At 58.1% G+C, this 25,382-nt stretch carries 22 protein-coding genes; 8 read left to right on the forward strand and 14 right to left on the reverse strand.

The genetic code is table 11. From position 1 onward, the window contains the following. Nucleotides 1-39: 39 nt before the first annotated feature. Complete coding sequence (locus M9Q49_RS04475) at nucleotides 40-1,824, forward strand: ABC transporter permease (RefSeq protein WP_254507456.1); 1,785 nt, start codon at nucleotides 40-42, stop codon at nucleotides 1,822-1,824. Here the strand turns inward: M9Q49_RS04475 and M9Q49_RS04480 are convergent. The 8 genes from M9Q49_RS04480 to trpB all read right to left on the reverse strand — a co-directional run bounded on the left by M9Q49_RS04480 (nucleotide 1,801) and on the right by trpB (nucleotide 10,914). Continuing rightward, on the reverse strand, nucleotides 1,801-2,223 hold the full coding sequence (locus tag M9Q49_RS04480) for a YciI family protein (protein ID WP_254507457.1): 423 nt from the start codon (nucleotides 2,221-2,223) through the stop codon (nucleotides 1,801-1,803). The genes M9Q49_RS04475 and M9Q49_RS04480 overlap by 24 nt on opposite strands. Nucleotides 2,224-2,727: 504 nt before the next feature. Further along, nucleotides 2,728-3,939 carry a hypothetical protein gene (locus tag M9Q49_RS04485; RefSeq protein WP_254507458.1) on the reverse strand — a complete coding sequence of 404 codons (1,212 nt, stop codon included), beginning with the start codon at nucleotides 3,937-3,939 and terminating at the stop codon, nucleotides 2,728-2,730. A 277-nt stretch (nucleotides 3,940-4,216) separates the two neighbouring features. Further along, complete coding sequence (locus tag M9Q49_RS04490; protein ID WP_254511820.1) at nucleotides 4,217-5,677, reverse strand: bifunctional glycosyltransferase/class I SAM-dependent methyltransferase; 1,461 nt, start codon at nucleotides 5,675-5,677, stop codon at nucleotides 4,217-4,219. Between the two features lie 14 nt (nucleotides 5,678-5,691). Next, a complete protein-coding gene (locus M9Q49_RS04495; RefSeq protein WP_254507459.1) occupies nucleotides 5,692-7,125 on the reverse strand; it encodes a hypothetical protein in 1,434 nt (477 codons plus the stop codon). Next, nucleotides 7,122-7,685, reverse strand: a complete 564-nt coding sequence (locus M9Q49_RS04500) for a hypothetical protein (protein WP_254507460.1) — start codon at nucleotides 7,683-7,685, stop codon at nucleotides 7,122-7,124. Before M9Q49_RS04500 ends, M9Q49_RS04495 begins: the two co-directional genes overlap by 4 nt. Before the next feature lie 338 nt (nucleotides 7,686-8,023). After that, on the reverse strand, nucleotides 8,024-8,635 hold the full coding sequence (locus M9Q49_RS04505; RefSeq protein WP_254507461.1) for a hypothetical protein: 612 nt from the start codon (nucleotides 8,633-8,635) through the stop codon (nucleotides 8,024-8,026). A gap of 213 nt (nucleotides 8,636-8,848) precedes the next feature. Next, the gene (trpA, locus tag M9Q49_RS04510) at nucleotides 8,849-9,649 is read right to left on the reverse strand and encodes a tryptophan synthase subunit alpha (RefSeq protein ID WP_254507462.1); all 801 of its coding nucleotides are present in this window, start codon (nucleotides 9,647-9,649) and stop codon (nucleotides 8,849-8,851) included. A gap of 62 nt (nucleotides 9,650-9,711) precedes the next feature. Further along, the gene (trpB, locus tag M9Q49_RS04515) at nucleotides 9,712-10,914 is read right to left on the reverse strand and encodes a tryptophan synthase subunit beta (RefSeq protein ID WP_254507463.1); all 1,203 of its coding nucleotides are present in this window, start codon (nucleotides 10,912-10,914) and stop codon (nucleotides 9,712-9,714) included. Nucleotides 10,915-11,070: 156 nt separating this feature from the next. Here trpB and mutM point away from each other — a divergent pair, with 156 nt between their 5' ends. The 5 genes from mutM to M9Q49_RS04540 all read left to right on the forward strand — a co-directional run bounded on the left by mutM (nucleotide 11,071) and on the right by M9Q49_RS04540 (nucleotide 15,408). Beyond that, a complete protein-coding gene (mutM, locus tag M9Q49_RS04520; protein ID WP_254507464.1) occupies nucleotides 11,071-11,928 on the forward strand; it encodes a DNA-formamidopyrimidine glycosylase in 858 nt (285 codons plus the stop codon). Nucleotides 11,929-12,031: 103 nt separating this feature from the next. Beyond that, nucleotides 12,032-12,454 (forward strand): 3-hydroxyacyl-ACP dehydratase FabZ family protein, encoded by a 423-nt coding sequence (locus tag M9Q49_RS04525; RefSeq protein ID WP_254507465.1) that lies wholly within the window; start codon nucleotides 12,032-12,034, stop codon nucleotides 12,452-12,454. A gap of 14 nt (nucleotides 12,455-12,468) precedes the next feature. Then, nucleotides 12,469-13,056: a hypothetical protein gene (locus M9Q49_RS04530; protein WP_254507466.1), complete on the forward strand. Its 588-nt coding sequence runs from the start codon at nucleotides 12,469-12,471 to the stop codon at nucleotides 13,054-13,056. Beyond that, the gene (locus M9Q49_RS04535; RefSeq protein WP_254507467.1) at nucleotides 13,056-13,874 is read left to right on the forward strand and encodes an enoyl-ACP reductase FabI; all 819 of its coding nucleotides are present in this window, start codon (nucleotides 13,056-13,058) and stop codon (nucleotides 13,872-13,874) included. Before M9Q49_RS04530 ends, M9Q49_RS04535 begins: the two co-directional genes overlap by 1 nt. 25 nt (nucleotides 13,875-13,899) lie before the next feature. Continuing rightward, a complete protein-coding gene (locus tag M9Q49_RS04540; protein ID WP_254507468.1) occupies nucleotides 13,900-15,408 on the forward strand; it encodes a hypothetical protein in 1,509 nt (502 codons plus the stop codon). Between the two features lie 49 nt (nucleotides 15,409-15,457). Here the strand turns inward: M9Q49_RS04540 and M9Q49_RS04545 are convergent, their stop codons facing one another. Continuing rightward, the gene (locus M9Q49_RS04545; protein WP_254507469.1) at nucleotides 15,458-16,441 is read right to left on the reverse strand and encodes an ABC transporter ATP-binding protein; all 984 of its coding nucleotides are present in this window, start codon (nucleotides 16,439-16,441) and stop codon (nucleotides 15,458-15,460) included. 176 nt (nucleotides 16,442-16,617) lie between these two features. Here M9Q49_RS04545 and M9Q49_RS04550 point away from each other — a divergent pair, with 176 nt between their 5' ends. After that, a complete protein-coding gene (locus tag M9Q49_RS04550) occupies nucleotides 16,618-18,261 on the forward strand; it encodes an ABC transporter permease (protein WP_254507470.1) in 1,644 nt (547 codons plus the stop codon). A 112-nt stretch (nucleotides 18,262-18,373) separates the two neighbouring features. Continuing rightward, the gene (locus tag M9Q49_RS04555) at nucleotides 18,374-19,126 is read left to right on the forward strand and encodes an SDR family NAD(P)-dependent oxidoreductase (RefSeq protein WP_254507471.1); all 753 of its coding nucleotides are present in this window, start codon (nucleotides 18,374-18,376) and stop codon (nucleotides 19,124-19,126) included. Here the strand turns inward: M9Q49_RS04555 and M9Q49_RS04560 are convergent, their stop codons facing one another. From M9Q49_RS04560 to M9Q49_RS04580, 5 genes are all read right to left on the reverse strand, one after another. Beyond that, on the reverse strand, nucleotides 19,127-21,997 hold the full coding sequence (locus M9Q49_RS04560; protein WP_254507472.1) for an SHD1 domain-containing protein: 2,871 nt from the start codon (nucleotides 21,995-21,997) through the stop codon (nucleotides 19,127-19,129). 130 nt (nucleotides 21,998-22,127) lie between these two features. Further along, on the reverse strand, nucleotides 22,128-23,150 hold the full coding sequence (locus M9Q49_RS04565; protein WP_254507473.1) for a DUF1559 family PulG-like putative transporter: 1,023 nt from the start codon (nucleotides 23,148-23,150) through the stop codon (nucleotides 22,128-22,130). 122 nt (nucleotides 23,151-23,272) lie between these two features. Further along, nucleotides 23,273-23,776 carry a Fur family transcriptional regulator gene (locus tag M9Q49_RS04570; RefSeq protein WP_254507474.1) on the reverse strand — a complete coding sequence of 168 codons (504 nt, stop codon included), beginning with the start codon at nucleotides 23,774-23,776 and terminating at the stop codon, nucleotides 23,273-23,275. 248 nt (nucleotides 23,777-24,024) lie between these two features. Beyond that, entirely contained in the window at nucleotides 24,025-24,810 is a 786-nt protein-coding gene (locus M9Q49_RS04575; RefSeq protein ID WP_254507475.1) for a DUF4261 domain-containing protein, read from the reverse strand. A gap of 275 nt (nucleotides 24,811-25,085) precedes the next feature. Further along, on the reverse strand, nucleotides 25,086-25,370 hold the full coding sequence (locus M9Q49_RS04580) for a flagellar biosynthesis anti-sigma factor FlgM (protein WP_254507476.1): 285 nt from the start codon (nucleotides 25,368-25,370) through the stop codon (nucleotides 25,086-25,088). Nucleotides 25,371-25,382: the final 12 nt, after the last annotated feature.

The following is a 25,382-nucleotide window of genomic DNA, read 5'->3' on the forward strand; positions in this document are numbered from 1 at the left end:
CTTTCCCCAGCCCTTAGTTCCTCAGCCCCAGCCCCACACGTGCTCCTCGGTCCGATCTTCTCCCGCGAACTTGCCCTCACGCCTCGGCGGTGGCAGCACTACGTTTATCGCGTGCTCTACCCCGCCGCGCTCGCAGTGCTGATGTCGACGGCTTGGTTCATCGTGGTTGGCACGCAAGAGATTCGCAACACCGGCGACATGGCCCGCTTCGGCAGCATCTTGTTGCAGGTCCTCGCGCCGCTGCAACTCGCCGTGATGACGTTCCTCGCCGCGCTGGCTTGCGTCAGCAGCATCGCGCAGGAAAAAGATCGTAAGACGATGGTGCTGCTCCTCCTCACGCGCCTCTCCGATCACGAAGTGGTCCTCGGCAAACTCGTGAGTAGTTTGCTGCCGGTCTTTTCGATGCTGCTCGCCTCGTTTCCGATCGTGGGACTCATCACGCTCTTCGGCGGCGCATCGTGGCCACAGATTCTGGTGATGTATGCGATCGCCTTTGCGGCGATCTTCGCGGCGGGAAGTCTTGGCACGCTGTTCGCGCTCTGGCGGGAGAAAACTTTTCAAGCGCTGACGATGACGGCGATTGTGATCAGCCTGTGGGTCGGATTGTGGGAAGCCGCGGCGCTGGTGGCAGGTGAAACTCAAGTTGTCAGCGGAACGACCATCAGCGAAATCACGACTGCAGTCAGTCCGTTTCGCGCGACTTGGTCGACGCTCGTAAATCCTTCGGTCACCGGAGTGTTGCCGCAGCAACTTCTCTTCGTTGCCGTGGCGCTTGGCATTTCACTGGTGCTCAATGCCATTTCGACGTTGCGTCTGCGGGCCTGGAACACGGGCCGCGATGCAATGCCGCGGAATGAAAACGCCGAGGACGAAGCTAAGACCGAAGAGCAAGCCCGCGCGGGACACGTCGATGCTCGCGTGCGCAAGGTCGATCAAAACAGCCGGCCGGTGTGGGACAATCCGGTGCTGTGGCGGGAAATGTGCACTTGGGCCTACGGCCGAAAAGTGCTGGTCATGCGCGTCGCGTATGTCCTGCTCTTCGCCGCTGCCGCGGCGGGCATGTGGTTTACTCCGCGGCAAGTTCATGGCGCGGAGCAGGCCATCGTACCGTCCGCTGCCCGCACACTCGCGCCGTTTCTCGTCGTGAGCCTCGTGATCGTCAATGCACTCGCAGTCACCTCGATCACCAACGAGCGCGACGGCGGTGCGCTCGACTTGCTACTGGTCACCGATCTCACGCCGAAGGAATTTGTCTTCGGCAAACTCGGCGGCGTGGCTTACGTTGCCAAGGAAATGATCGCGTTGCCGATTGTGCTGGCGATTCTCGCCTTCGCCCTCGGCGATATGACCTTCATCAACCTCGCGATGCTGTTGCTCGGCTTGGGGGTGATGAATGTTTTCGTCATCATGCTCGGTCTGCACTGCGGCTTGCATTACGCCAACTCGCGGCATGCGATTGGCGTGAGCATGGGGAATGTCTTTTTCCTCTGCCTCGGTGTCGTCACGCTTATGCTGCTGATGATTTCGTTCAGCGGCAAATTCCAAGGCCAGATCGGCCCGTTCCTGGCCTTCATCGTCGGCGGTGGCGTGGGGATCTTCGTGTCACTCGGCATTCGCAATCCGTCGTCGGCCATCGGCGTCACGGCAACGGTGTTGCCCTTCGCCACGTTCTTTGCCGTGACATCGTTCCTCATCGGTCACTGGTCAGATGTCTTCCTGGTCACTTGCGGCGCTTATGGCTTCGCGATCGCCGCCATGCTCATCCCCGCGATCAGCGGCTTCGATGTCGCGCTTGGGCGCTCACGCGGTGCGAACGAGGAATAGGTGGCAGTTTGCCGCGCCGGATTGGCCGCAGGGTTTCGTGTTCGGCAAGTTCGATATTTCCAGTAACGGCCGAATCTCAATCGTGCCGAATCTGGCCCCCGGTTGCTGCGCAGCGACGGCGATGGCTTCGTCCAGGTTATCGACGTCGATTAAATAAAAGCCGCCGAGCACTTCTCTCGTCTCCGCAAACGGCCCATCCGTAACGAACTGCTGGCCCTCACGAACTCGCACGCTGGTGGCCGCCGAGACCGGCGGAAGTGGCGAGGAAAGGATGTACTGCCCTTTGGCGTGCAGTTTTTGCATCGATTCGACCGATTCCTGTATCGCCCGATCAATCGCATCCTGCCCGATCTCGGCGAACGACTTCTCTTCGTGGTAGCAAAGCAGCATGTATTTCATGGGTCGCTCGGGTGCAAAGTGTAAGGATGATTTTAGGAGTAGCGCGCGCCGTTCCTAATATCGTTTAGTCGAATGACTGACGGAAGAATCGACTGGGAACGAGAAATTCTTTGGTACCCGACAGAAAGCGTCCCTGCCGAAAATGGCGCACTTGACATTAGTGGTCAAATGTATACAATCGGTTTTGGCAGGTTCAGCTTCGACTCTTTGGCATTCTGGTAGACCGAGAGATATGGCAGCGATCCGCGGGATCGGGCTGCCTGATGGCGTTTCTTGCCGACCGAATCAGCGAGAGCGCCGGTGTTAAAGACGGCGCGAGATGTTGTTGGGCCCGCGGCGACCTGTTGTGAAACTGTTGTAAATCGCTGTTATTTGTTGTGCGATTTACGGGGTTGTTTTCCGTAAGTCGATTAGCAACAACGAATTAACTGGTTTCAGAAAACTGAAACAAGTGTTGTGCAAATCCGGTGGCGTTGATGGGTCAACTCCGCTGAATTCGTCGCGTTAGCGGTTCCACATCAGGCCCACGAACGGACCGTGGTAGACCACTTCGCCGTTGTCGACGAGTTGGCCCGGGCCGAGGCGGAGCTGGTTGTTGTCGCTTTGGATGTTGTCGGCGGCGAGTGCGACGCCGTTGATGAAGACGGCCTGGTAGCCCAGCCGCAGGACGAGGCCCGGGTGGAACTGAATGTTGTAGGCGGCAGACAGGTCGCCCATCCAAGCGGTCCGTTGGCCGGCAGCGTTGGTATTGAAGGGAGTCGGCACACCGCCAACGGTTTGCGTGTAGAGCGAGTTTTGGCTGGCATCGTTGCTGAACATGGCGCCCTTGGCATCGAACTCGAGCCAAGTGTGAGCGCTTTGCAGCCAGGAGACTTGGAAGCCGAGCTGACCGCCCCACATATCGTTGTTGGCACGAACGGCTAGATCGTTGTTGGCCACGAGCGGCGCACCCGATTCGGTGTGGAGGGCAAGTTGTTCCCGTGTGATGACGTGACGGGCACCGAACGTGAGCGAGACATCGAAGGGACCGGGCGGCATGTCGAGCCAGTAGCGAATGTTCGCTTCGGCGCTGTTGAAGGCGCTAAACTGACCGAGGCTGACAAAGTTGTTACGGGCGAGCCCGGGAGTATCGGCGAAGTTGGACAGGATGTTTGTGATATTACCGAGACCGCCGCCCAGGTTGAGCGTCTGATCGCGAACGGCGTCGGTGTTCTGGAAGCTATAAGTGCCGAAGTAAGTGCCTTCGATGCGGACGCACGGTGAATAGACGTAGCCGATGGTCAGCTTCGAGCCGGCATCGAACTGATTCCCAAAATCTCCAGCATTCAGCAAGGTTGCTCCGCCTGTTCCCAGGCGGGCAATTTCGGTGCTGTGATTGATGTCATAGGTCAGCGGCGCGAAATCGGCGATCGCATACACGCCGTTGGGCCGGTGCGCGACAAAGGCCGAGACGCAGCTGTTGTTGCCAGGTGCGCAGCTGTCGCAATCGGCACACGGATCTTCGCCTTGCGCGTACGGGACGAACGGATCGAACTGCCAGGCCAACGGATGCGGCCGGCAGTTGGACCAGCGGGCCCAGTTGGGAAAGTCGAAGTAAGGCTGCGCGATGGGGCGACCTTCGAGCTGCGCCGAGGCGACGCTATTCAGCAGCAGAGGCAGCGCGAGGGCAGCCAGGCCGAACAGGAATCGCAGGACGTTTTTTCGGGATGCAAGCATGATGGCTTTCACAATGCTAATCGCGCTTCAATTCGCGTTTTGGAGCGTGGACCGTCGTCGCCGACGGCACAACCCGCAAGGGCGCTCCCACACCATTGCTTCGACCAATACAGGCGGAATCCACAGCAACATTGGCAGATCGAGCAGAGTCGACCGAGGTTCGCCAGATTAACGGGGCGAGTTGCTAGCGAAGAGAACGGAAAAGTTATTCGGCGTCGAAAGAGACGGGACGGTGAATGTGGCAGAGAGGCAAACGCTGAGAAGGGAAACCCAGGGGCTATTTTTTCTTCCCGACCATCAGCAGAGACATCCCTGGAACCGGCAGAATCCAGTCCAGTATTTTGGCGAGCGGAAGCAGACGATCAAACCAAATCATCTGCCCGGGCCGAATGTCCCGGCGGCGCAACACTCTTCCAGAAAACAGCCAGCCGAGCGAGCCGAGTTTATTGAACTGCTCCGTGTGCACGACTTCGAAACCGGCCGCTTCCATCTTCTCTCGAAGTTCCTGCTGGGAATAGCGGCGATAATGACCGAGTGCAGCATCCACACCGGTAAAAAGCCCCTGGCAGGCCGGTACCACAATCACGCAATGGCCGCCTGGCTCCAGTGTTTCGTGAAACTGGTCGAGGACGTGTTGATCGTCACGAATATGCTCTAGCACGTTCGAACTAAAGATCGTGTCGAGCGAGTCCCCGGCAAAATCATCGGCGAAGTCGTCGCTCGTGAGATCAGCCGGCTCGATGCGCACGTGGTCCAGATGTCCAAAACGCTGTTGCAGCCGGGCGACGTACAGCGGCTCGTAGTCGATGAGCGTCAGATGTTCTCGCTGCAGGAGCAGATTGCTGATGTTGCCGATACCCGCGCCGGCTTCGAGCAGGCGTTCGCCCAGGTAGGGCGCGGCTTTTTTCAGAATCCACTTGTTGTATTTATTGGCCTTGGCGACCGAGGTCAGAATGTAGAAGCCGCTATGGTTCGTAAACTTACGGTCCCACAATCCCGACCGCAGAATTTCCCAGACTGCGCTGATTCCATCCCGCGCTTTGATCTTCTTCCCCTCGGCGTAGGTTCGTCCCGAATAACTGATGGGAACTTCGAAAATGGGGCCGCCCCATTGGGCCAGTCGCGCGGTCAACTCGGGTTCGATATCAAACGAGTTACACGAGAGACGGAGGTTTTTTAACGTGTCTGCGCGGACAACCTTATAACAGGTTTCCATATCGGTCAGGTTCAGATCGTTCACCGCGTTCGATAGTCCCGTGAGCAACCAGTTGGCCAGACTGTGCCAGAAGAACAGCACGCGACGGGTCTCGCCACTGAACCGCGACCCGTACACGGCGTCGGCCTGGCCCGACAAAATTGGTTCCAGCAACCGCGGATATTCGCGCGGGTCATATTCGAGGTCGGCATCTTGAAAGATAACCACGTCCCCGGTCATCTGCGAAATTGCAGTGCGGATCGCGGCGCCTTTGCCGCGATTGCGCTCATGCCGGATGGCGATCACTCGCGAGTCCCAATCGGCCAGATCGCTAAGTATGTCCCACGAGCCATCCTGCGAACCGTCATCAACGGCAATGATTTCCAAATCCAGATCAACGGGCGCCTTGAGCACGCGCTCGACCAGGCGGCGCAGCGTGTATCGCTCGTTGTATACCGGAATCAGGACCGACAGCTTCTTCAGCTGGGTGGTCGCTTTGTGGCCGATCTGGAAGGTTGGCTCAAAATCAACTTCCACAGTCATAGCGAGCGTCTCGACTAGGTGGTTTGAAGAATGACAGGAGACTGGACACTGCGGGTTGCCGGCGCTTCGGCCATGACTTCTGCAGGCGATTTGACAGCCAGGGCAAACGCCAATAAGGCTAATGGCCAAAGCTGCAGGGCCAGTCGATCGACTGAATTGATGACGTGCCACCGCAGGTCATACGGAGTCACGATGTAGGCGGCATAATAAAAGCCAGACATCAGCAGCAAGACCGCCAGCACCCAGCGAACGGCGAGTGTTTGCGATTTGGATTTGCCCCAGAAGATGAATGCCAGAGGCATGACCAGCAGCAGCAGGAAGGCGTGGCTGATGATCTGCTGCCAGATTCCGGCGACGACGATTTGATGTCGGCTCCAGTCGCTCAACTTCTGCAATGTGCTCAGATCTTGCTCCGCCAGCAAATGCGTCGATGGCGCGAGGCTGAGCTTGAACCAGGCCAGTACCGATAAGCCAGCCGCGGCGCCTAACAGGGCAATCGAGATTTTGCTGGCCGCGGTTCGCAGTCCAGCCTGCTGCAATAAGATCACGCCGCTGGTGATGAAGTAGACAGCGACAAAGACTAGCCCCTCATTTTTCAGGCAGGCCGACAAGCTGGCAAAAGTGCCGCTTAGAAAGATCCACCCAAATTCAATTTCCCGATGAGGCGTTTCTCGCCAGCTGAAGAGCAGGCAGATGACAGCTGCCAGCATGCAACCGGCCAGAGGCAAATCGGCGTACTGCGATGAACTCCAAAACGAAAGATTGTCCCAGCCAAGGAAGAGAAGCAGAGCCAGCAGACCTTGGTTGGCGCTGCGCACGATGCCCACGGCGCCGGTGAGTGTTGTAGCAATCCCGACCGTGAAAATGATGCTCGTCAGACACGACACCCAGCGTTGATCGCTGCCTTGCCAGGTCCAAATGCGCGCATTTGCCATGGGGAGCAAGGGCGGATAGTCGGGCAGTTCAAAGTGATCGGAGGTTACCTTTTCCCAGTTCGCCGGATCGCGATAAATGTACCGAGCTTTACTGTTCCAATTGTCCCACGCATCCCAGCCGCCATCAGGATTGGCCGCGCAGAAATTATAGACCGTGAGCCCAACCACGACGGCGAGAATGGCCGTGCAGCCTGCGAGCAGTAACGAAGGTTTCGAGGCTGCGGTGATTGTTGTCGCAGCAGGCAGTCCGGTTCGCCATGAATAGATGGCTAAGCTCGCTGCGAGGAGGAGATTGATGCCGACCTCGGTGATGAAATAGGCCGTCGTTGGTGCGCCGAAAACCGTCAGCCAGCCCCAAAAGAAGGCGGCCGAAACTCCCAGCGACAACAGGCAGGAAAGACCAATCTGCAACAACCGCCGTTGAAGCGTGGCGACTTCGCCGCGCAGCAACCAACCAGTCGTCGCATAAGCGACCAGGAACGGCGGCAGGATGGCAAACAGATACAGAATCATGGGCCTGCGGCCTCTCGGCGACGAAAAACTTTCAGGCCATCTTGCAGATCGGCCACCAGAAGCAAATTTTCAGCGAGTGGCCCCTCCGGCGCGGCCGACGGTCGATCGCTGTCAAAGATGATGTACGGAGCCTCGACTGACTGCGTTAGCAGACGAGGAACTAATGCATAACGAAGCAGCCCAAAACGTGCTTCCGGATGGATGCTCTTACCCGGGGCTTTCGCGTCGGGCAAGTAACCGATGGTCCCAGTGGCTGGCAAGACAGCGGCTAAATTGTCGTACCGCTGTAGCAGAGCTTCCTTGGCGTTCGGGACGCGCGCGGCCTTTTGACTGGCGATAAGTTGCTGACCGGCCGCGTAGAAACTACCACCAATCGCCAGCACGAATACCAGCAGCACAGAGGTCTGCAGTGACGACACTGGACTTTGCGGCGGAAGGCTGGTTTCAGTGCGAGTATTCAAGGTGTTACGGATTGAAACCGGAGGTAACGAAGACAGCCCGATGCGACTCCCCGAAGTGCGGGTTATTTGCAACCGTACTGCAAGCTCTACGAGCTTCAAGCGTTCTCCCGGACCTGGGAACAACAAACTACCACCCAGAGTCCACGTGCACCGTCTATGCGGTCTTTGCGGCCTCGGTGTTTTCCTGGAGGGAATGGAGACAGCACCGCGTCTTGTCGCAATAGCGAGGCGTTTCACTAGCCCAACGAGGAGAACGCGGGTAACCGTTCAGCGATTGCAAAGGTGCATTACTTGCGAAGCTCCCTCGCTTACGCGCTCTGAAGTTGCACATGTGACTAGCGATTCGATCTCACCGTCGAGATCTGCGATTGATGAAATGAAATCGCGGGCTTTCATTCCCACAGCCTGTTCTTCCTATTAGCACTCGCCAGTTCGCGCTACTCCGTCAGCAAGATCCGCGTTTCCCCTTCATCGCGCCGTTCCCATTCGCGGCGGACTTCGCCGAGGCCGAAGGCGCACATTTCGAAGCGATCGCTGAGGAGTTGTAGCACTTCGTCGGGCGTGTCGTCCTGGCGATCGGTCTTGATGGTGCTGGCGATGTGGTAGGCCTTTTTGCCCTGAGCGAGATAGTCGACGAAGTGATCCTTCTTGTTGGTCGACTGCATTTCGCGGAGCGATTCGGGGTAGATGCCTGTCCAGAAGAGCGTGACGTCGCCGATGTGGCGGTGGACTTCGCGCTTGGCGAGGCCGATGCGGTTGTCGGCTTCGGCGAGCATGTCGACGACTTCGACCGCGGGGCGACCCGACAGGTTGCGGATCCGTTGCATGGTTTCGGTGCGGACAAAGCGAATCAAAAGTTCGCTGAGATAGTCGATCAGCGGCGGATCGGCGACACCGAGCCGCGTTTGAAACGTCGACTCACAAATACCAGCGAAGTAACGCGAGATGGTCGAACGAGGAGCGAACGCCGTCATGGAGAAACACCCTTTCCGGTCGGCATTGCTGCCGCTGAGGATCCGCATCAGCCGAAGCTGAACGGCCACTCGCATGGCGGAGAGGGTGGAACGATCGCCCGGTTTCGTTCCAGACGCCACGTGGGGTCGCCCGCAGCCGCGGCTGTCGCGACTGATGAAACCTATCTTCCTGACTCTAATTTCGGCAGCTTCGAGACGTCAAGGTTGAAAAATCGGGCAGCATTGCTCGAAATTGCCGGAGTTTAGAGCCGGGCCAGCACCAGAGTAAGCAAGACTCGTGCCGCAGATTTATTCTAGCGCGGACAAGAGAGAAGTCACGTATTGGCCAACGTCTTTGAGAACCTCGGCGCGATCACGCGTAGCCGCTTCGGCCACGCGGCGGACGATTGCCGAGCCCACGATCAAGCCATCGGCGACGGGCTTCAGGAGGTTCACATGCTCCGGCTGACTAATGCCGAAGCCGATGCAGATCGGCAGTTTGGTCTGCGATTTGAGCCAGCTGACGTTGTCAACCAGATCGGCGGGGAGCTGCGTTCGTTCGCCAGTGATGCCGGCGATCGACACGTAATAAAGAAACCCGCTGCTGGAATTGGCAATGCGAATGGCCCGTTCGCGCGGCGTGGTGGGTGTGACGAGCTGAATCAGATTGAAATCGGCTGCCTTGCAGATGGCCGAAAATTTTTCGGCTTCTTCGACCAGCAAGTCCGGCACGATGGCGCCGCTCACGCCGGCAGCTTTCGCATCTTGAACAAAACGTTCCAAACCGTAACGGTGGATGATTGCAAAACTGATCATCGTGACCAGCGGCATCTTCACCTCGCCGCTGACCTTGGCGAGCATGGCCAGGATCTCTTTGACCTTGATCTTGTGCTCAAGCGCCCGCGTGTAAGACGCCTGAATCACTGGGCCATCGGCGATCGGGTCGCTATAGGGAATGCCCACTTCGCACATCGTGCAGCCGCGGCGATCGAGCTCGCGAATCACTTCGGCAGTGAATTGCAGATCGGGATCCCCCGCCGTCACAAACGGCATGAGGGCCTTCTTCTTGGAAGTGGCGAGTTGAGCGAAGAGAGTATCGATGTTGGTCATGTGCAGGCAGAATCAAGATGGAGTGCCACTGGGCTCTGCCAGTGCGGAACTGAAGCGAAACACTAACCACGCAGCCGAGTAATCTCCGCCGCGTCTTTATCGCCGCGGCCGGAAAGGCAAACGACGAGCGTTTGTTCCTTCTTCATCGTGGCCGCGACTTTCATCGCATGAGCAACCGCGTGCGAACTTTCGAGCGCGGGCAGAATCCCTTCGCACTGCGCCAGTGCATCGAAGCCGCGGAGGGCATCGTCGTCTTCGCAAGCGGTGTAGCTCACTCGGCCGGCGTCTTTCCAATAGCTGTGCTCGGGGCCAACGCCCGGATAATCGAGCCCTGCCGAGATCGAATGGACGTCGCAAGTCTGGCCATCTTCATCCTGCATGACGTAGCTGAAGCTGCCGTGCAGAATTCCGGGTGTGCCGTAACTCAACGGCGACGCGTGATCGCCAGGGCGGCTGCTGCGGCCGCCGGCTTCGACGCCGATCAGTTTGACGCTGGTGTCGCCAACGAACGGATAGAACATGCCGGCTGCATTGCTGCCGCCGCCAACGCAGGCGACCACGCAATCGGGCAACCGGCCGATACGTGTGAGCGATTGGGCCCGCGTCTCACGGCCGATGACAGATTGGAAGTCACGGACGATCCGAGGGAAAGGATGCGGGCCGACGACGGAACCAAGGATGTAATGAGTCGTTTCGACCGACGACATCCAGTCGCGCATGGCTTCGTTGATCGCATCACGGAGCGTCCGCGAGCCGCTCGTCACGGGCCGCACCTCTGCGCCGAGCAGCTTCATGCTGTTCACATTCGGAGCCTGGCGGCGAATGTCTTCTTCGCCCATGTACACAACGCAGGGAATGCCGAAGTGTGCACACGCGGTTGCCGTGGCCACGCCGTGCTGGCCGGCGCCCGTTTCGGCGATCACCCGCTTCTTCTTCATTCGCAGCGTGAGCAGGGCTTGGCCGAGGGTGTTGTTGATCTTGTGCGCGCCGGTGTGGTTCAGGTCTTCGCGTTTCAGCCAGATCTGAGCTCCGCCGCAACGTTCCGTCAGCCGTCGGGCGAAATACAGCGGCGAAGGCCGGCCGACGAAGTTCTGAAACAGGTCGTCGAGTTCGGCTTGGAACTGCGGATCCTGCTGGGCCTTGGCATATTCGGCCGTCAACTCATCGAGCGCGCGGGTCAGCGTCTCGGGCACATACCGGCCGCCAAACGAACCAAACCGCCCGGCAGCATCGGGGACGGATTGCGAAGCAGAAGCATTGCTCATGTGGAAAGTCGAGAACGCGGAATCTTATCGGGGAAACCACTCATTGTCATTGCGAGGGGCAATGGTGACAAGGTGAGGAAACGGCTGCAATCAGCTATTGCCTCGACTGATAGAATAACGACATCTATTCGCCTGCACCCCTTCTTGATTCATTCCATGCCTGAATTGCCTGAAGTTGAAACGATGCGCCGCGGCATACTCGGGATCGTTGGCGGCAAGGTGAAAACCGCCACTCCCCTGCCCTCCCCTCGCAAGCCGATTCGGTTGGAGCCGGCCACCGAGGCGATGAATGCGGCGATTGTGGGCAAGAAGATTTTGGCCGTTGACCGCTTGGGCAAGCGAGTTGTCGTGCGAATTGCGGGGGATCAATCGCTGGTCTTTGAACCGCGGATGACTGGCCTGGTTTTGCTCGCCGATCCGCCGTCGGAGGAGCATTTGCGGTTCAGGCTTGATCTCACCGGCTGCGCAGTGAAGTCGATCTTCTATTGGGATCGCCGCGGCCTTGGCAGCGTACGGTTGCTCAGCAACGAACGACTCGCCGCTGAGTTGAACAACAACAAGCTTGGTCCCGATGCACTGGTCATCTCAGCCGTCGAACTGCAAGAGCGTTTGGGCACCAGCCAACGAGCCATCAAAGTTGCGCTGCTCGATCAAAAAGCCGTCGCCGGCGTGGGCAACTTATATGCGTCCGAAATCCTGCATCTCGCCGGCATTCATCCCGCGAAAGCCTGTAAAAAGCTCAAAGCCGCCGATTGGCAGGAGATTCATCGGCGACTGTTGGAAGTGCTCCACCTCGCGATCGAGCACGAGGGCTCGACCCTTTCCGACGGCACCTATCGCAACGCCCTCAACCAGGAGGGCGGCTATCAAAATCAGCATCGCGTGTACGATCGCGCGGGGGAAGTCTGTCGTCTTTGTGCGAAGCACGAGATTGTCCGCATTGTGCAAGCACAGCGAGCAACGTTTTTCTGCCCGAATTGTCAGCGTGGCCGAGTGCCTAAGAAAAACGCGTAGGTCGCGAACCAGCCTCGCACTCCCCTCCCCTGCCCTTTCGCTTCAGCACGATCTCCCGGAGAATTACCTCATACCCGCGCTGAATCCCTAACCCAACTTCTCCATGTCGCTCGCCGAAATCCTCGCTGCCATTCCACATCGCCCGCCGATGCTGTTGCTCGACGAAATCGTGTCGCGATCGGAGAAGACCATCACCTGCCGCAAAACTTTTCGGCCGGATGAGTTCTTCTTCCAAGGGCACTACCCCGAGTTCGCACTCGTGCCGGGTGTGATCTTGTGCGAAGCAGCCATGCAAGCCGGCGCGATCATCCTGAGCGGTGTCGCCAAGGGCGACTCGTTGCCAGTGGTGGGCCGCTTGAGCGATGTGAAGTTCAAATCGATGATTCGCCCCGGCGATATGATCGATATCGAAGCCACTCTCGATGAACGCGTCAGCGCCGCGTATTTCCTTTCCGGCAAGATCACACACCAAGGCAAAGTAGCCTGCACACTGAAGTTCGTGGTCACCCTCGCTCCCAAACAATAGTCGTCGATTTTTCAATGCCCAAATCTCACTCATCCAGGCCCCCGGCGAAGAAGCATCTTTACCTGAAGAAGGCCAACAACGATCTGGTTAGTCATTGCACGTGCGAAGATGCGCCGATTACGTTTCCGCCGCAAATGGACTGTCCGTGGTGCGGTTGCGGCTGGCTCTTTTGCTGCGCGAACTGCCGCAAGGCGTTTACGTTTGCGGTGGCCGTTGAAGTGAATGAAACGTGGGAAGCGACCGCGCGGCGCGACCTCTCCAATCGCTCGCCTGATTTCAAAGCAACCGATGAAGACATCGCGGCTTGGATCGAAGCGATGCAGGAACTCTGCGGCGAACTCGAAGTCGGCCAGGACTACGTTTACCTCGACGGCTGGTTTATTCCTTGCGATACCGAAGAAATCTCGATCGAAGGGATGCACTCCTATCACGAACTCGCTTGCGTGCCGCAGGTGGTGGCTCTGCAGGACAAAACCATTCTCGAGGAAGTGCTCGGCAACCAAGATTATTGGACCGAAAACGAAGTCCCCCAGGACGAAGACGAAGAGCACGATGAGTTTGCAGACGACGATGAAGAAGACGAAGAGGATGAGGATCGCTGATGCCTGCAGGATCGAACGACTATCTGGGATTAGCCGGCAAACGCTTTGTCGTTTTGGGCGTCGCGAATAAAAAGAGCGTGGCCTGGCATGTGGCTTCGGGCTTAGAAAGCTGCGGCGCGACGGTTGTTTATGTCGTCCGGAGCGAAGAACGCAAGGCGAGCCTCGCGAAGTTGCTCGCCGGCCGGACGATCTTTGTGTGCGATGTCGAGTTCGAAGAGCAGATCCAAAAGCTGCGGGACGATTTGACCGCCACGGGCGAGAAGTTCGACGGGCTGCTGCATTCCATCGCCTTCGCCGATTACAGCGACGGGATGAAGCCGTTTCACGAAACGCCGAAGCGGGCGTTTTTGCGAGCGATGGATATTTCCTGCTATTCGCTGATGGCCGTCAGCAACGCGCTGAAGGATCTACTCACGCCCACCGCGAGCGTGGTCGCAGTCTCAATCTCGACGACCCGCATGGCCAGCGAAAACTACGGCTACATGGCGCCGATCAAGGCGGCCCTCGAATCATCGCTGGCGTTTCTCGCGAAGTCGTTCAGCCGATTTTCGCAGATCCGCTTCAATGCCGTCGGGCCGTCGCTGCTGAAGACGAGCGCCTCGGCGGGCATTCCGGGCTACATCGATTCGTACCTCTACGCCGAGCAAGTCATTCCGCGCAAAGAAGCCTTGCAGACCGAAGAAGCTGCGAGCGCCATCGTGTTTTTGCTCAGTCCGCGTTCGTCGGGCATTCAGGCTCAAAATCTGATCGTCGATGCCGGCATGAGCATCAATTATTTCGACGCCGAGATCGTTCAGCGCGCGATGAAACCCGCATAACCAAAAATCATCGAGAAGACACACCATGAAGATTCAGCCTTTTCTCGAACACCACGGCATCGCCCGCAATCCGTTTGCCGAGGAAGATGCTCAGACCGATCCGGTCTTCAAAGAGCATTGCATCGACAGTACCTACCATCCCACTTGGGACAAGGTGTATGGCGATCCGCACGAACCGGCCAGTTCGATCGTCTTCGGCGAAAAGGGCTCCGGCAAAACGGCGATGCGTTTGCAACTCGCTCGGCACCTGGAAGCCTTCAACGATCAATCGCCTGCGCGGCGGTTGTTTGTCGTTCACTACGACGACTTCAATCCCTTCCTCGATCGCTTTCGCGATCGCCTCGGCAGCCGCAATCGCCGGCCCGACAAAGTGCTGCAGAATTGGAAGCTGTGGGATCACATGGATGCGATCCTCACCCTCAGCATCACCGGCCTCGTCGATCGCATTTTGGAAGTTCGTCAGCCAACGACAAGCGTCATCTGCAAGATCGAGCAGAGCAAAGTCGATGACCTCGACCGACATCAAGCTCGCGACTTGCTCGTTCTCACGGCTTGCTACGACCAGGCCACGGGCGAGAATTTTAAAGATCGCTGGAATCGCCTGCGGAAGCGGCTGAAGTTCAATACGTGGAAGAGTTACTGGCAACTCGCGGCTGGTATCACCACGATGGTTGCGATGATCGCGCTTTGGATCACGATTTATGTGAACGGCGGATTCGGCTGGTTACCGCCGTGGTGGATCTGTTTGCCGTTGGTCTTTGTCGGTTGGATTCCGTGGCTGGTGAAGGCTTGGAAGAATTTCTGGCTGGCCCGCGGCATTCTCAGCCGCATGCGGGTCGGCATTCGTCAGACGAACGATCTGCGCAAGGTCTTTATGCAGTTCACGCCGGCCGAGCTCGCCTCGCAGCCGCTGCCGAACAAAGACAGCACCGACGACCGTTACGAGCTGCTGATGAAGCTGCAGGCAATTCTGCAAACGCTCGGTTATCCCGGCATCGTTGTGCTGGTCGATCGCGTCGATGAACCACACCTGATCAACGGCCAAGCCGAGCTGATGAAGGCCCTCGTTTGGCCGGTGCTCGACAACAAATTCCTCAAGCACCCGGGCCTGGGCATCAAACTGATGTTGCCCGTCGAATTGTGGCGGTTTACGGAGCGGGAAGAACGCGATTTCTATCAGCGCGCTCGCCTCGACAAACAGAACGTCATCCCGTCTTTCGAATGGACCGGCGAAGCACTCTACGACGTTGCCAACGCCCGCGTGAAGGCTTGCGCTGTCGATGGCGGGAAGACTCCTAATCTAAAATCTCTCTTCGAGCCAGCGATCTCCGAGCAACGCTTGATCGAGGCCTTTCGCAACCTCCGCGTGCCGCGGCGGCTCTTCAAATTCCTCTACAAACTGCTTGTCTCGCATTGCAACGCTCACACCGACGAAACGCCGGTCTGGCAAGTGAGCAGCTCGCGGTTTGAATCGGAACTGGCACTGAGCATGCGCGATCAGGATGCCTTCGATCGCGGCGTGGGAGCCGGTTAAGATTGCGTAGCACGAACCCTTAGGTTCGTGCGAGCAGCCGTGCGCGAAATTAGCTGGCGCCAACTTCCGAAAACATCGACGCGATGACTTCCTCAAGCGGTGGATCTTCAACCACAACGTCTTCGATGGTCCGCTGAGCCAGGATCGCAGCGAGAGCGCGAGGGACTTCGGCGCGAGGGATGCGGATTTTGACTTTCGGCAGATCGACACTCACAATCTGACCGAATTGCTCGAGTCCCTTTTCGGATTCTTCGCCAGCAAGTTGCAGCGTGATCAGTTTCTGCCCGCTGAAGCGATCGACGATGCCGCTGAGGCTGCCGTCGTATTTGATTTCACCCTGAGCGATGATCACGACGCGCTTGCAAAGTGCAGCGACGTCCTTCATGTAATGGCTGGTGAGGAGAACGGTGATTTGACGCTCTTCCTGATACGTTTTCAGGAACTGCTGAATGCGATGTTGGGCGACGACGTCGAGGCCGATCGTCGGTTCGTCCAGAAAGAGAACTTCCGGCGAGTGAAGGAGCGCAGCGGTTAGCTCCATTTTCATCCGCTCGCCGAGCGAGAGTTCGCGGACGGGCTGTTTGAGGAGTCGGCCGATGTCGAGCAGTTCGCAAAGTTCGTCGAGCGTCTTTTGATACTCGGTGGGTTCGATGCGATAGATCTGCTGATGCAGGCGGAACGACTCGCCGGCAGGTAGATCCCACCAGAGCTGATTTTTTTGCCCCATGACCAACGCAAAACGGCGACGGTATTCCAGCTTTCTTTCCCACGGCACGAAGCCCATCACCTGGGCTTCGCCCGCCGATGGATAGATCACGCCGGACAGCAATTTGAGCGTAGTGGTTTTGCCAGCGCCATTGGGCCCGAGGAAGGCGACGAACTCGCCGCGCTCGACTTGCAGGCTGACGTCTTTCACGGCTTGTACTTCGCGGTACTCGCGATGAAACAGCCCCTTTACCGACGCCATCAGCCCTTCGGCTTTTTGATAAACGCGATAGGACTTGGCGAGGGACTTAACAGAGATGACGGGCATGGGGAAATGCAGAAATCAGAATGCAGAACGCAGAAGTAAGGAGTGATTTTAGAGGAACCTGCCCGGCAAGTGTGGCCGAATCGCTGATTTTTCATTCTGCATTCTGCGTTCTACATTCTGCATTTGCGACTCGTTAGAATAAGCGTCTCGTCAATTGGCGGAAGCGGAAACAGTTCATGTACGTCATCGAAAATCCTGTCTTGCAGCGCGAGTTGCTCGTCAACTTGCGCATGGTGCGGGCGTTCGTACTGTTGTTTGTTTATCAGGCGCTGCTGGGACTGGTGGTATATTTCGCCTGGCCGCAGGATACGCACCTCGATCTGACCGCCAACAGCGAAAACGCCCGGCAGACGCGGGCACTCGTCGATTTGTTTTTCATCGGCCAATACGTGATTGCCTCGATGATGGCGCCGACCTTTGCCGCCGAATCGATCGCGGGCGAAAAAGAACGGCATACGTATGAAATGCTGCTGGCCAGTCCGCTGCGTCCCGCGGCGATCGTGCTCGGCAAGTTGATAGCGGCCCTCACGCACCTGGCCGTGCTGATCTTTTCATCGCTGCCGATCGTCATGCTCTGCCTGCCGCTCGGCGGCGTGCATATTTCGGAATTGCTCGCTGCTTATCTCGGTTTGATTCTGTCGGTCATTACCTTCGGTATGCTGAGCGTGGCTTGCAGCGCGTTTTTTCAGCGGACTAGTGCAGCCCTCGTCGTTTCTTATCTGCTTATTCTCCCGCTCGTGATTCTCGGCGCGCTCTTCTGGCTGAAGATGGCTCCGTATGGCGAGTTTCGGTTGTGGCTGATTGTCTTCGTGCTGCCGGCCGTTGCGGCTGCGGCTTGCCTGGCGCTGTTCTTTAATACGAGCGCACTGCTGTTGCATCCGCCGGACGTCGGCAGCGAAGGGAAAGACGTCGTCGATCTCGAACAAGAGGCCCAGCAAGCGGTCGGCCTCGTCATTCAGCGCGATCAGTTCCCCGACAAGCTATTTGCGCCGCCGAAGCGCGATGACTTGATGGAGGACGACGCTAATCCGGTTTATGAGAAGGAAATCCGCAGCGAAATTTTCAGCCAAGGTACGCTGATGCTGCGCCTGGTCATTCAGGTGAGCATGGTGCTGGCGATTCCGTTTATGGCATTTTGTTTGTACATCTATCCCCGCTACGCCGCTTGGTACATCAGTTACGTGGTGGTGTTCAACATGCTGGTCGGGCCGGTGTTCTCGGCGGGGAGCGTAACGAGCGAGCGCGAACGCGAAACGCTCGATCTGTTGCTGACGACCATCATCACGCCGTGGCAGATTTTGTGGGGCAAGTTGATCGCGGGGCTGCGCGTGTCGAGCGTGCTCACGCTGTTTCTGGTTTGGCCCGTGCTGCTCGCCTGTGCGATGGTCAAGGATTACTGGACCAACCTTCCCGCCGTCGGCGCGTTCCTGTCGATCATTCTGCTGACCTGTTTGACGACCGCGATGATTGCCCTGTTTTGCTCGGTGATGTTTCGGACGACGTCGATGAGCCTGATGACCACTTACATCATCATCATCGTGTTGTTCTGTGCGCCGCTGGCGATCAACTACTTTGCCCAAACCTTTTTTGCCACGCATCCCAACACCCTGCGGATCGCCTGGCTGGGAGTGACGAGCCCCTTTGCCGCGGCCCACGAGATCCCGCTCGATATCACACTGGGCACCGATACGTCGCCGGCTTTGGTCGGCAATTGGCCGATGTACGCGCTGTACGTCATCTTCACGCTCGGGCTGAACGGCTTTCTGTTGCTCGTCATGATGTGGCAGTTCAGCACGCGCTGGCGGGTCGCTTCGGCGTAGATTACGACTGGCAGCTGTGGCTGTAAGAAGTTCTCCAAGGGCCGGTATTCCTCTTCAACAGGCAGCTCTGCCTGCGAAAAGATGCTGAAATTTCGTACAAAGGGTTGCTGCCATGGCTGGAAAACTTGCTGGTAAAGTCGCGGTTGTTACAGGGGCTTCCAAGGGAATCGGCGCTGCTATCGCCTTGGATCTGGCGAAAGCTGGCGCTGCGGTGGTGGTGAATTATTCGTCTAGCAAAGCCGGGGCCGACCGGGTTGTGGCAGACATCGTCAAAGCCGGTGGCAAGGCAGTTGCCGTGCAAGCCAATCTGGCGAAGCAGGCCGATGTGCAACGTTTATTCGCCGAGACCAAGCAGCAGTTCGACCGGCTCGACATTCTGGTCAACAACGCCGGCATTTATGATTTTCAGCCGTTGGAAAACATCACGGCAGAACATTTTCACAAGCAGTTTGATCTGAACGTGCTGGGTTTGCTGTTCGCAACGCAAGAAGCCGCGAAGCTCTTCGGCAACAACGGCGGCGCGGTTATCAATATCAGTTCCGTGGCGGCGACGAACGCCCCGCCCGGCGGCTCGGTTTACAGCGCGACGAAAGGCGCCGTGAATACGATCACTCGGTCGCTGGCTCAGGAACTCGGGCCTCGCAAGATTCGCGTGAACGCTATTAACCCCGGTATGGTAGAGACCGAGGGTTTTCACGCCACTGGTCTGGCTGAGAGCGACTTCCGTAAGCAGATCGAAGCGCAAACGCCCCTCGGCCGCATCGGCCAGCCGCAAGACATTGGGCCAGCCGCAGTGTTTCTCGCCTCAGACGATGCGTCGTGGATCACCGGCGAAACGCTCTACATCAGCGGCGGCATGCGGTGATTACGGCAAGCGGAACACATGCAGCGCGCTGCGTCCGGCAGCCGCGGCATGCTTGTTGTCGGGCGAAGTCGCGAGCGATTGAATGTAACCGCTGTTGGGAATGGCTTGCACGTGAACTCGCTTTTGTTGCTTCACGTTCCAGATGTTGACCTTGTCGCTGCCGCCGCTGAGCAACCGAATGCCATCGGGCATAAATTGCATGGTCCACTGGATTTCGTCACTCTCAAGCACATCGAGTTCCTTGCCGGTCGCCAAGTTGAACAGCCGAATCTTGTAGCTGTCGCCGACGGCTGCCGTTTGGCCATCAGGCGAAAATGCAGCGGCCTGCCCAGACGCCCAAGACCGTGTGAACTCGCGCTCGCGCTTCACCTTCATGTTGGGAGCCAGATCAAACTCGATCCACTTAGCGCCGTCCGTCGCCATGCCGACGCGGCCTGATTTCGAAATGTGGACGGCTTTGATTTTTCCTTCGAAGCCGCTGATCAGGCCAATCTCTTGTCCCTTTTCAACGTCCCACAGACGGGCCTTTTTCTCGGTGCTGTCCGACAAGGCCAGCTTGCCATCGGGCGAGACGGTGATGCAGGTAATCTCCTTGGAATGGCCAGCAAACTGGCCAACGTCGGCCAATTGTCCTTCTTTGGATGCCGAGAAAATGCTGATGTGCCCGCGTTGACCGCCGGCGAGCAGCCGCGAACCGTTGGGAGTGAAGATCACTTGTTCGACGGAGCTGAGGAGATCGAGCTTGCCGAGCGTGGAGCTTTGCGCTTGGTTGAAAACGTCGAAGACTCTGATTTCGCGATCTGGTTTGCCGGCAACCAGCATCGTGCCGTTGGGATGAAACGCCAGGGACTTCACGCCCCAGGTGAGGTCGTTAAAGCGAGCCACTTCGGCCGGCTTGTCGCCAGGGCGTCCGGGCGTCGACGGCGTGATCGGGCGCGCCGGCGACGGACTGGTTGCCGCTACGCTGGGCGAGCCGCCGATGTTGACGCGGGCTTCGATCGTGATCTTCAGTTCGACGGTGGCTTCACCAAAGCCGACGGCGAAGACATCGCGCTTGAGCACACCGCCGGGTGTGCGCAGCGCCGCAAACCGTCGCGACATGAGGGGCGACTCATCCAGCCGCTTGAAAAAGTCGTCCTGCTTCAAGCCGAACTCCGCTGCGGCCAACTGCGGATCGAGCTCGAGTTCGAAGCGAGCTGCCATCGCCGAAATTGGTTCACCGCTGCGGCTCAAACTGCTAACGCCGAGCTTTTGCATAGCGCCAGCGAAGCGCTTGGCATCTTCCGTCAGCACGCGATTCAGGTCGGCTGGTTCACGATAAAGGGCGAGAATGTCCTTCGAGTTTTCATAAGCCTTGGCGTTGGCGCGCACAGCGGGGCCGACTTCGTCGACCTTCGGAATCACGCCCGTGTAATGGCACGACATGCACGATACGCCGTTGGTAACTGCCTTGTCGGGCCGCTTCGGATCGCTGACGATCGCGGTGGGGCCCTGATCGATCCGTTTGCCATTTTCGTCAACCAGCAGATAACCCTGCAATCCGTTGGGGAGCGTGAAAATCAGCTCGCCACCGTCGTGCTTAAACATGCCTTCCGTCGTGCCTGGGCCGAGCGGATATTCAAACAGGTTCTGCCTGCCGGTGTTGCGGCCAAAGTCGTAGCTCTTCCAGTAGCTGCCGTATGGCGACTTGTGCCATTCGATAAGGCGGTTGTTTTGCGACACCCCCGAACGATTGAAGGCGGCGCGAATCGCTTGTTCCTGATCGATGTTGGCTTGCACGTTCACGCGTAGCAGATTCTCGAGTTCCGCGTCCGTTTCGGGCAAGCCAAGCAGCACGTGATACAGCGGCGGTTTGCTGGCGGCGAAGACGAACCAGTCGATGCGGACGTAGGGCATTTCGCACTGCGTCAATTCGCAAGCGAGTTTGGCGTCCGGAGTTTGCAGATTCAGGAAGTATGGATTGGCCTGCTGAATTCGCTCCCACATCGCGACATTCCAATGCAGCTCGCGCATGTCGATGCGATACACGGTGCGGGCGGGATCGAGTGCATGCGGCACCAGCAGACTGGTGTTCCACGACAGGCTGTTGATCAGCTTGGAAAACGCATTGCGATAGGTTTGCAGTTCGTCTTCGGAAACGCCGGCGTTGTACAAATGCGTCAGCGTGAAGTAACGCAGGAAGCGGCGCGAACGCTCGCTGTAGGCTTGCGCGTCGGCGGCGATCAGTTTCACTACCGATTCATTGGTGACGAACTCGCGCGGCTTCTCGGTGCTGATGGCCGGTGAGCCGGCTTCAATCCAAGCCTTGATCACGGCGATGTCTTGCGGCGACGGCCGCGGCGATTCGCCGACCGGCGGCATCACGCTGTCGTCGGTTGTCGTCAAGCGTTGATACAGCACCGACGCCGATGCATTCTTGCCGTTGACCAAGGTCTTGGCGACTTTGGCGAGGTTGAGCGCGAAGTTGAAACCACCTTCGCTGGCCCCGTCTTCGCCGTGGCAGCGGTAGCATGTCGACTTCAAAACGGCGTGAGCTTTTTCGGCGAGCTCCTTGCCCTGGGCAGTGACCGGTGTGGGTGCCACTGGTTGCGGCCCAACCCCTGGCGGCATGGGCGTCGGAATCGCCGGCGCAGGCGAGGGTGCGGGGTTTTTCAGGTCGGCGAGATACTTCTGATCGGCGGCGCTTAGTTTCTCGAGCGGCACGCTAATGATCGCGCCGTCGGCCTTCTCCAAAACCACCTTGCCGCCGCGGACCGCGACCAGCTCGGCTTCGATTTTGAAGGAGCCGGTCGCATCGGACCATTCACGAGCGAGAGCGACGGAATTCCATCCCGAAACAATGATCGCCAGTAGGCAGAAAGCCCAACGCATGAGCAGATCCCTCAGCAGTAGACAACTCACCAACAAGGCTTCACATATTACGCCAAATGTGGGGAAGATACCAGAAAAGAAATGTTGAAGCCCGTTGGCGAGAAATGGCTATCCGCTGCTGTCCACCAAGTTAAAACCGTGGCGTAGCCCCGCCATCATCCCGAACAGCCAGTTTTTGCAGCACGTCCAGCGCGGTATCCGAAGTCAGCAAAACGACATGGCCGTCGACAAAGCCGACCATCGCGCCGTTGCCATGTGCCGAACTCAGTGGGTTGTTGAAACCACAACGTCCCACGCCGCCGCTGCCCCAATTTGGTGCCTGGTCGGCAGCAGCGCCACGGTTATTGGCATTTACCGGATGAGCCAAAGAAATCAGATTCAAGCATTGATCTGCGGCGATGCTCTTGGGCATGACTTCCTTCAGGTTCGTGCCTGCCAGCCAACCTGCTTCGGGCTTCGCTCCATCACCTGCATCCGAGATGCTCAGTGCCGTGTGCCGCTTGGTGCCTTTGTCGTCGTAATACCAATTCGAAACTTCACCCACAATAATCGTGTTGGCCGTGCCGTCGGTGCAAGCGGCAAACGTCAGGCTGTCATTGGGTATGAGCATGCCGTTGAGGCCCGCGGTGCCGCCGTAGGGGCCGTCCACGATGCGTTGGTCCATCGGCAGGTTCGCCCCCATAATGCCGGCGTAACTGGGTACATCCAGTTTGGCTTGGCCCATCGTTTGCGATTTTGGCATCGGCGTATTGGGGCAGATGAAATAGGTCGTGGGCTTGTGCGGGACGGCGGCGGCGAGCATGGTCGGGCTGATGTAGTCGTTCGCCGGATCGGCAATGTCGGTGCCATACAATTTGTCGAACATCGGTCGTTGTTCACAAAATCCAAGCGTGGCGACCAGCCAGGAACTTCCCCAGCTCACGTTCTTCGGGTCATTGGCAGGCGTGCGATTGCGGGCGCCGTAAGGCAAATACAGAAACGTGTCATGATAGTTCTGCAGGCCCAGCGCCAGCTGCTTGAGGTTGTTACCGCATTGCTGGCGATTGTCGGCCAGTTTCCCACAACCGGTGGCGAGCACGACGAGCGTAAAGAGGACTGTCAGGCACGTCAGCGTGACCAGCAATTCAGAGACAGTAATGCCGCGACGAGACATAGCGGGGCTCCTAACAAGAGTAGTACGCAACAATGCGCCGCATTGTAACTACTGCTTTGTGCGAGCTGCCACTAGTCAATATGAGGGAAAAAAGACCAAGGATAAATTCGTAGCTATTGCTACTAAATCATATTCATCCGGCTGCGACTCCGCCGTTTCGCCTGGGCGCATTCCTGGCACACGCCGGTGATGATAAAGCGGTGGCTGGCGACGCGGAACTGATGTTGTTTGCCGAGCTCGTCACGTAGCTGGATCAGTTCGGGGCAGGTGAATTCCAACAGCTTGTTGCATTCGGTGCAGTGGAAGTGGTCGTGCTGCGGATAGCCATAGTCGTGCTCATACACGGCCCGGCCGTTGAGCGTGAACCGCCGCAGCAGCCCCGCATCGACGAATTCGTTCAGTGTGCGATAGACGGTCGGCCGGCTTACGTGGTTCGCGTCGCCCGATGCCGGCAGTTGTTCCATGAGCTGATCGGCGTCGAAGTGCTCATGCCGGCTGAAAACGTGGTCGACCAGGCTCAGCCGTTGCTGGGTTACACGCATCCCCTTGCTCTGCAGGAATTCGACAAAACGGTCGCGCGGCGAAAGGGCGACGGGAACGCGTTCTAATGGGTCGTGGTCGGGCATGACTTGGGCTGGCTGCGGCTGGCAAAGATGAGGGAAGAATTTATCTATTGAGACTCGCGAAAGAGGCGTTCCTGCGAAATTCGCAGATCGAGGCCGCCCGTAGTCTCAATAAGTAATCTTAGGCCGAACCTGTCCGCAGGGGAAGCCGTGTCCCCCAAGCCTGACGCGCCAGCGAAGGAACGCAGTCGGCCACCAAGTTGCAGGCTGCGTTCCTTCGCTGGCGCGTCAGGCTTGTGATCGCGTGTGACTCACCAACCAAACCAACCCTTTTTCTTGGGCGGCGCATCGTATTCGAGCCGCATGACCTGTCCCTCGTGGCCGAAGGCGGATTTGGCATAGACGACGCGGATTCGTTCGTTCGCATCCTCGCCGATGGTGTCGCCGTTGCGGATGACCGGGCCGTTTTCGACGACGTAATTGGCCAGGCCGAAGAGTCGTTCTTTCAATTCACCGGGCGATTCCGATGAGCTTTCGGTTTCGAACTCCATGTGACCGAGCGCCGTCAGTCCTGTAGTGAAGCCGCTGGACTTGCCGTTACCAGAAGGGCCGACGCGGAAGTCGACCCAGAGGTACAGGGGCGGAGCATCGGGCAGGAACTTGACCGCGAAATCGCGGAAGATGTCACCGCGAATCAATTGAGTGGCGTTCGACCAGAATACGCCCGGCGCCTGTGGGCAACTGCCGACGATCGCGGCACACACTTGGGTCAACAGGCCGGCCTGGGCCACTGGTCCTTCTTTGCTGAGCAAGGTGATGATCAGATGGCCGACATGACTTCGCAGCACCGGTTCGGCGTCTGGCCAAAGGAAGGCAGTTTGGCACGGTCCGTCCAGATCGGTCCACGGAATCGGCGCCCGCATGAACGCAATGATCACGTCGCTGGAGCCGATGCGAAAAGAGATTTGATCAGTTTCGCCTTTGACCGGTTCGGGCTTCGGCAACTGCGGCCAATTGGCGACGAGATCGGCGCGAATGGCAGAGGACGAAAGCTGCGCCTTGGGCAACAGCGGAATGAATGCCAGTGAAAGTGACATCAGTTGCTCCTCCATCGTCGGTCGCAGCGCGGCAGAAAATCTAGCTGCGAACGCGATGATCTGTGGAGGATTGTAATCGCTGGTTCAGACGAATACTTAGTAGGAGGACAGTTCGATCGCTGGCTAAAGCCGAGAACTGTTGAGAACCTGAGTCCACCAACTGAAGCTGGTTGCTGATGCAGAAAATTCGCGATCGACTCAGCGAATAATCCACAGCGCCGAAATTCTCGGCGCGAGGAAGATGCGTCCTTTCGCGGAGCGAAAGGCGACCGTCACTAGCCAATTTCATCGAGCAGGCGGCTCAACGCCATGTCGAGCTTTTCGTCGGTGTCGTACGTGCCGTTCTTAATCTGGGCACGAATGTCGGCTACGCGATCCTGGCGGACGTCGGGCAGGTTATGCACCTGGCTGAGCATTTCGGCTTCGGGCGAAATGTCCAATTGATCGACTCCCGACGCACCACGAGACTGCGAGCCCTGGGCCTGTTGCACGCCGCCGAACTTGTGCGGGGCGCTGATGGGCTGGGCGGAATGAACGTTCGAGCTACCGTAAATATACATTGTGTTTTCTCC

It is taken from the genome of Anatilimnocola floriformis (genome assembly GCF_024256385.1).
Lineage (GTDB): Bacteria > Planctomycetota > Planctomycetia > Pirellulales > Pirellulaceae > Anatilimnocola > Anatilimnocola floriformis.

Bases quoted from the DNA above. Each gene is read 5' to 3' on its own strand.
- M9Q49_RS04580 (WP_254507476.1), bottom strand. From the start codon at position 25,370: ATGTATATTTACGGTAGCTCGAACGTTCATTCCGCCCAGCCCATCAGC.
- M9Q49_RS04505 (WP_254507461.1), bottom strand. From the start codon at position 8,635: ATGCGAGTGGCCGTTCAGCTTCGGCTGATGCGGATCCTCAGCGGCAGC.
- trpA (WP_254507462.1), bottom strand. From the start codon at position 9,649: ATGACCAACATCGATACTCTCTTCGCTCAACTCGCCACTTCCAAGAAG.
- M9Q49_RS04480 (WP_254507457.1), bottom strand. From the start codon at position 2,223: ATGAAATACATGCTGCTTTGCTACCACGAAGAGAAGTCGTTCGCCGAG.
- M9Q49_RS04530 (WP_254507466.1), top strand. From the start codon at position 12,469: ATGCCCAAATCTCACTCATCCAGGCCCCCGGCGAAGAAGCATCTTTAC.
- M9Q49_RS04535 (WP_254507467.1), top strand. From the start codon at position 13,056: ATGCCTGCAGGATCGAACGACTATCTGGGATTAGCCGGCAAACGCTTT.
- trpB (WP_254507463.1), bottom strand. From the start codon at position 10,914: ATGAGCAATGCTTCTGCTTCGCAATCCGTCCCCGATGCTGCCGGGCGG.
- M9Q49_RS04555 (WP_254507471.1), top strand. From the start codon at position 18,374: ATGGCTGGAAAACTTGCTGGTAAAGTCGCGGTTGTTACAGGGGCTTCC.
- M9Q49_RS04525 (WP_254507465.1), top strand. From the start codon at position 12,032: ATGTCGCTCGCCGAAATCCTCGCTGCCATTCCACATCGCCCGCCGATG.
- M9Q49_RS04540 (WP_254507468.1), top strand. From the start codon at position 13,900: ATGAAGATTCAGCCTTTTCTCGAACACCACGGCATCGCCCGCAATCCG.
- M9Q49_RS04545 (WP_254507469.1), bottom strand. From the start codon at position 16,441: ATGCCCGTCATCTCTGTTAAGTCCCTCGCCAAGTCCTATCGCGTTTAT.
- M9Q49_RS04485 (WP_254507458.1), bottom strand. From the start codon at position 3,939: ATGCTTGCATCCCGAAAAAACGTCCTGCGATTCCTGTTCGGCCTGGCT.
- M9Q49_RS04550 (WP_254507470.1), top strand. From the start codon at position 16,618: ATGTACGTCATCGAAAATCCTGTCTTGCAGCGCGAGTTGCTCGTCAAC.
- M9Q49_RS04565 (WP_254507473.1), bottom strand. From the start codon at position 23,150: ATGTCTCGTCGCGGCATTACTGTCTCTGAATTGCTGGTCACGCTGACG.
- M9Q49_RS04570 (WP_254507474.1), bottom strand. From the start codon at position 23,776: ATGCCCGACCACGACCCATTAGAACGCGTTCCCGTCGCCCTTTCGCCG.
- M9Q49_RS04575 (WP_254507475.1), bottom strand. From the start codon at position 24,810: ATGTCACTTTCACTGGCATTCATTCCGCTGTTGCCCAAGGCGCAGCTT.
- M9Q49_RS04490 (WP_254511820.1), bottom strand. From the start codon at position 5,677: ATGACTGTGGAAGTTGATTTTGAGCCAACCTTCCAGATCGGCCACAAA.
- mutM (WP_254507464.1), top strand. From the start codon at position 11,071: ATGCCTGAATTGCCTGAAGTTGAAACGATGCGCCGCGGCATACTCGGG.
- M9Q49_RS04560 (WP_254507472.1), bottom strand. From the start codon at position 21,997: ATGCGTTGGGCTTTCTGCCTACTGGCGATCATTGTTTCGGGATGGAAT.
- M9Q49_RS04495 (WP_254507459.1), bottom strand. From the start codon at position 7,125: ATGATTCTGTATCTGTTTGCCATCCTGCCGCCGTTCCTGGTCGCTTAT.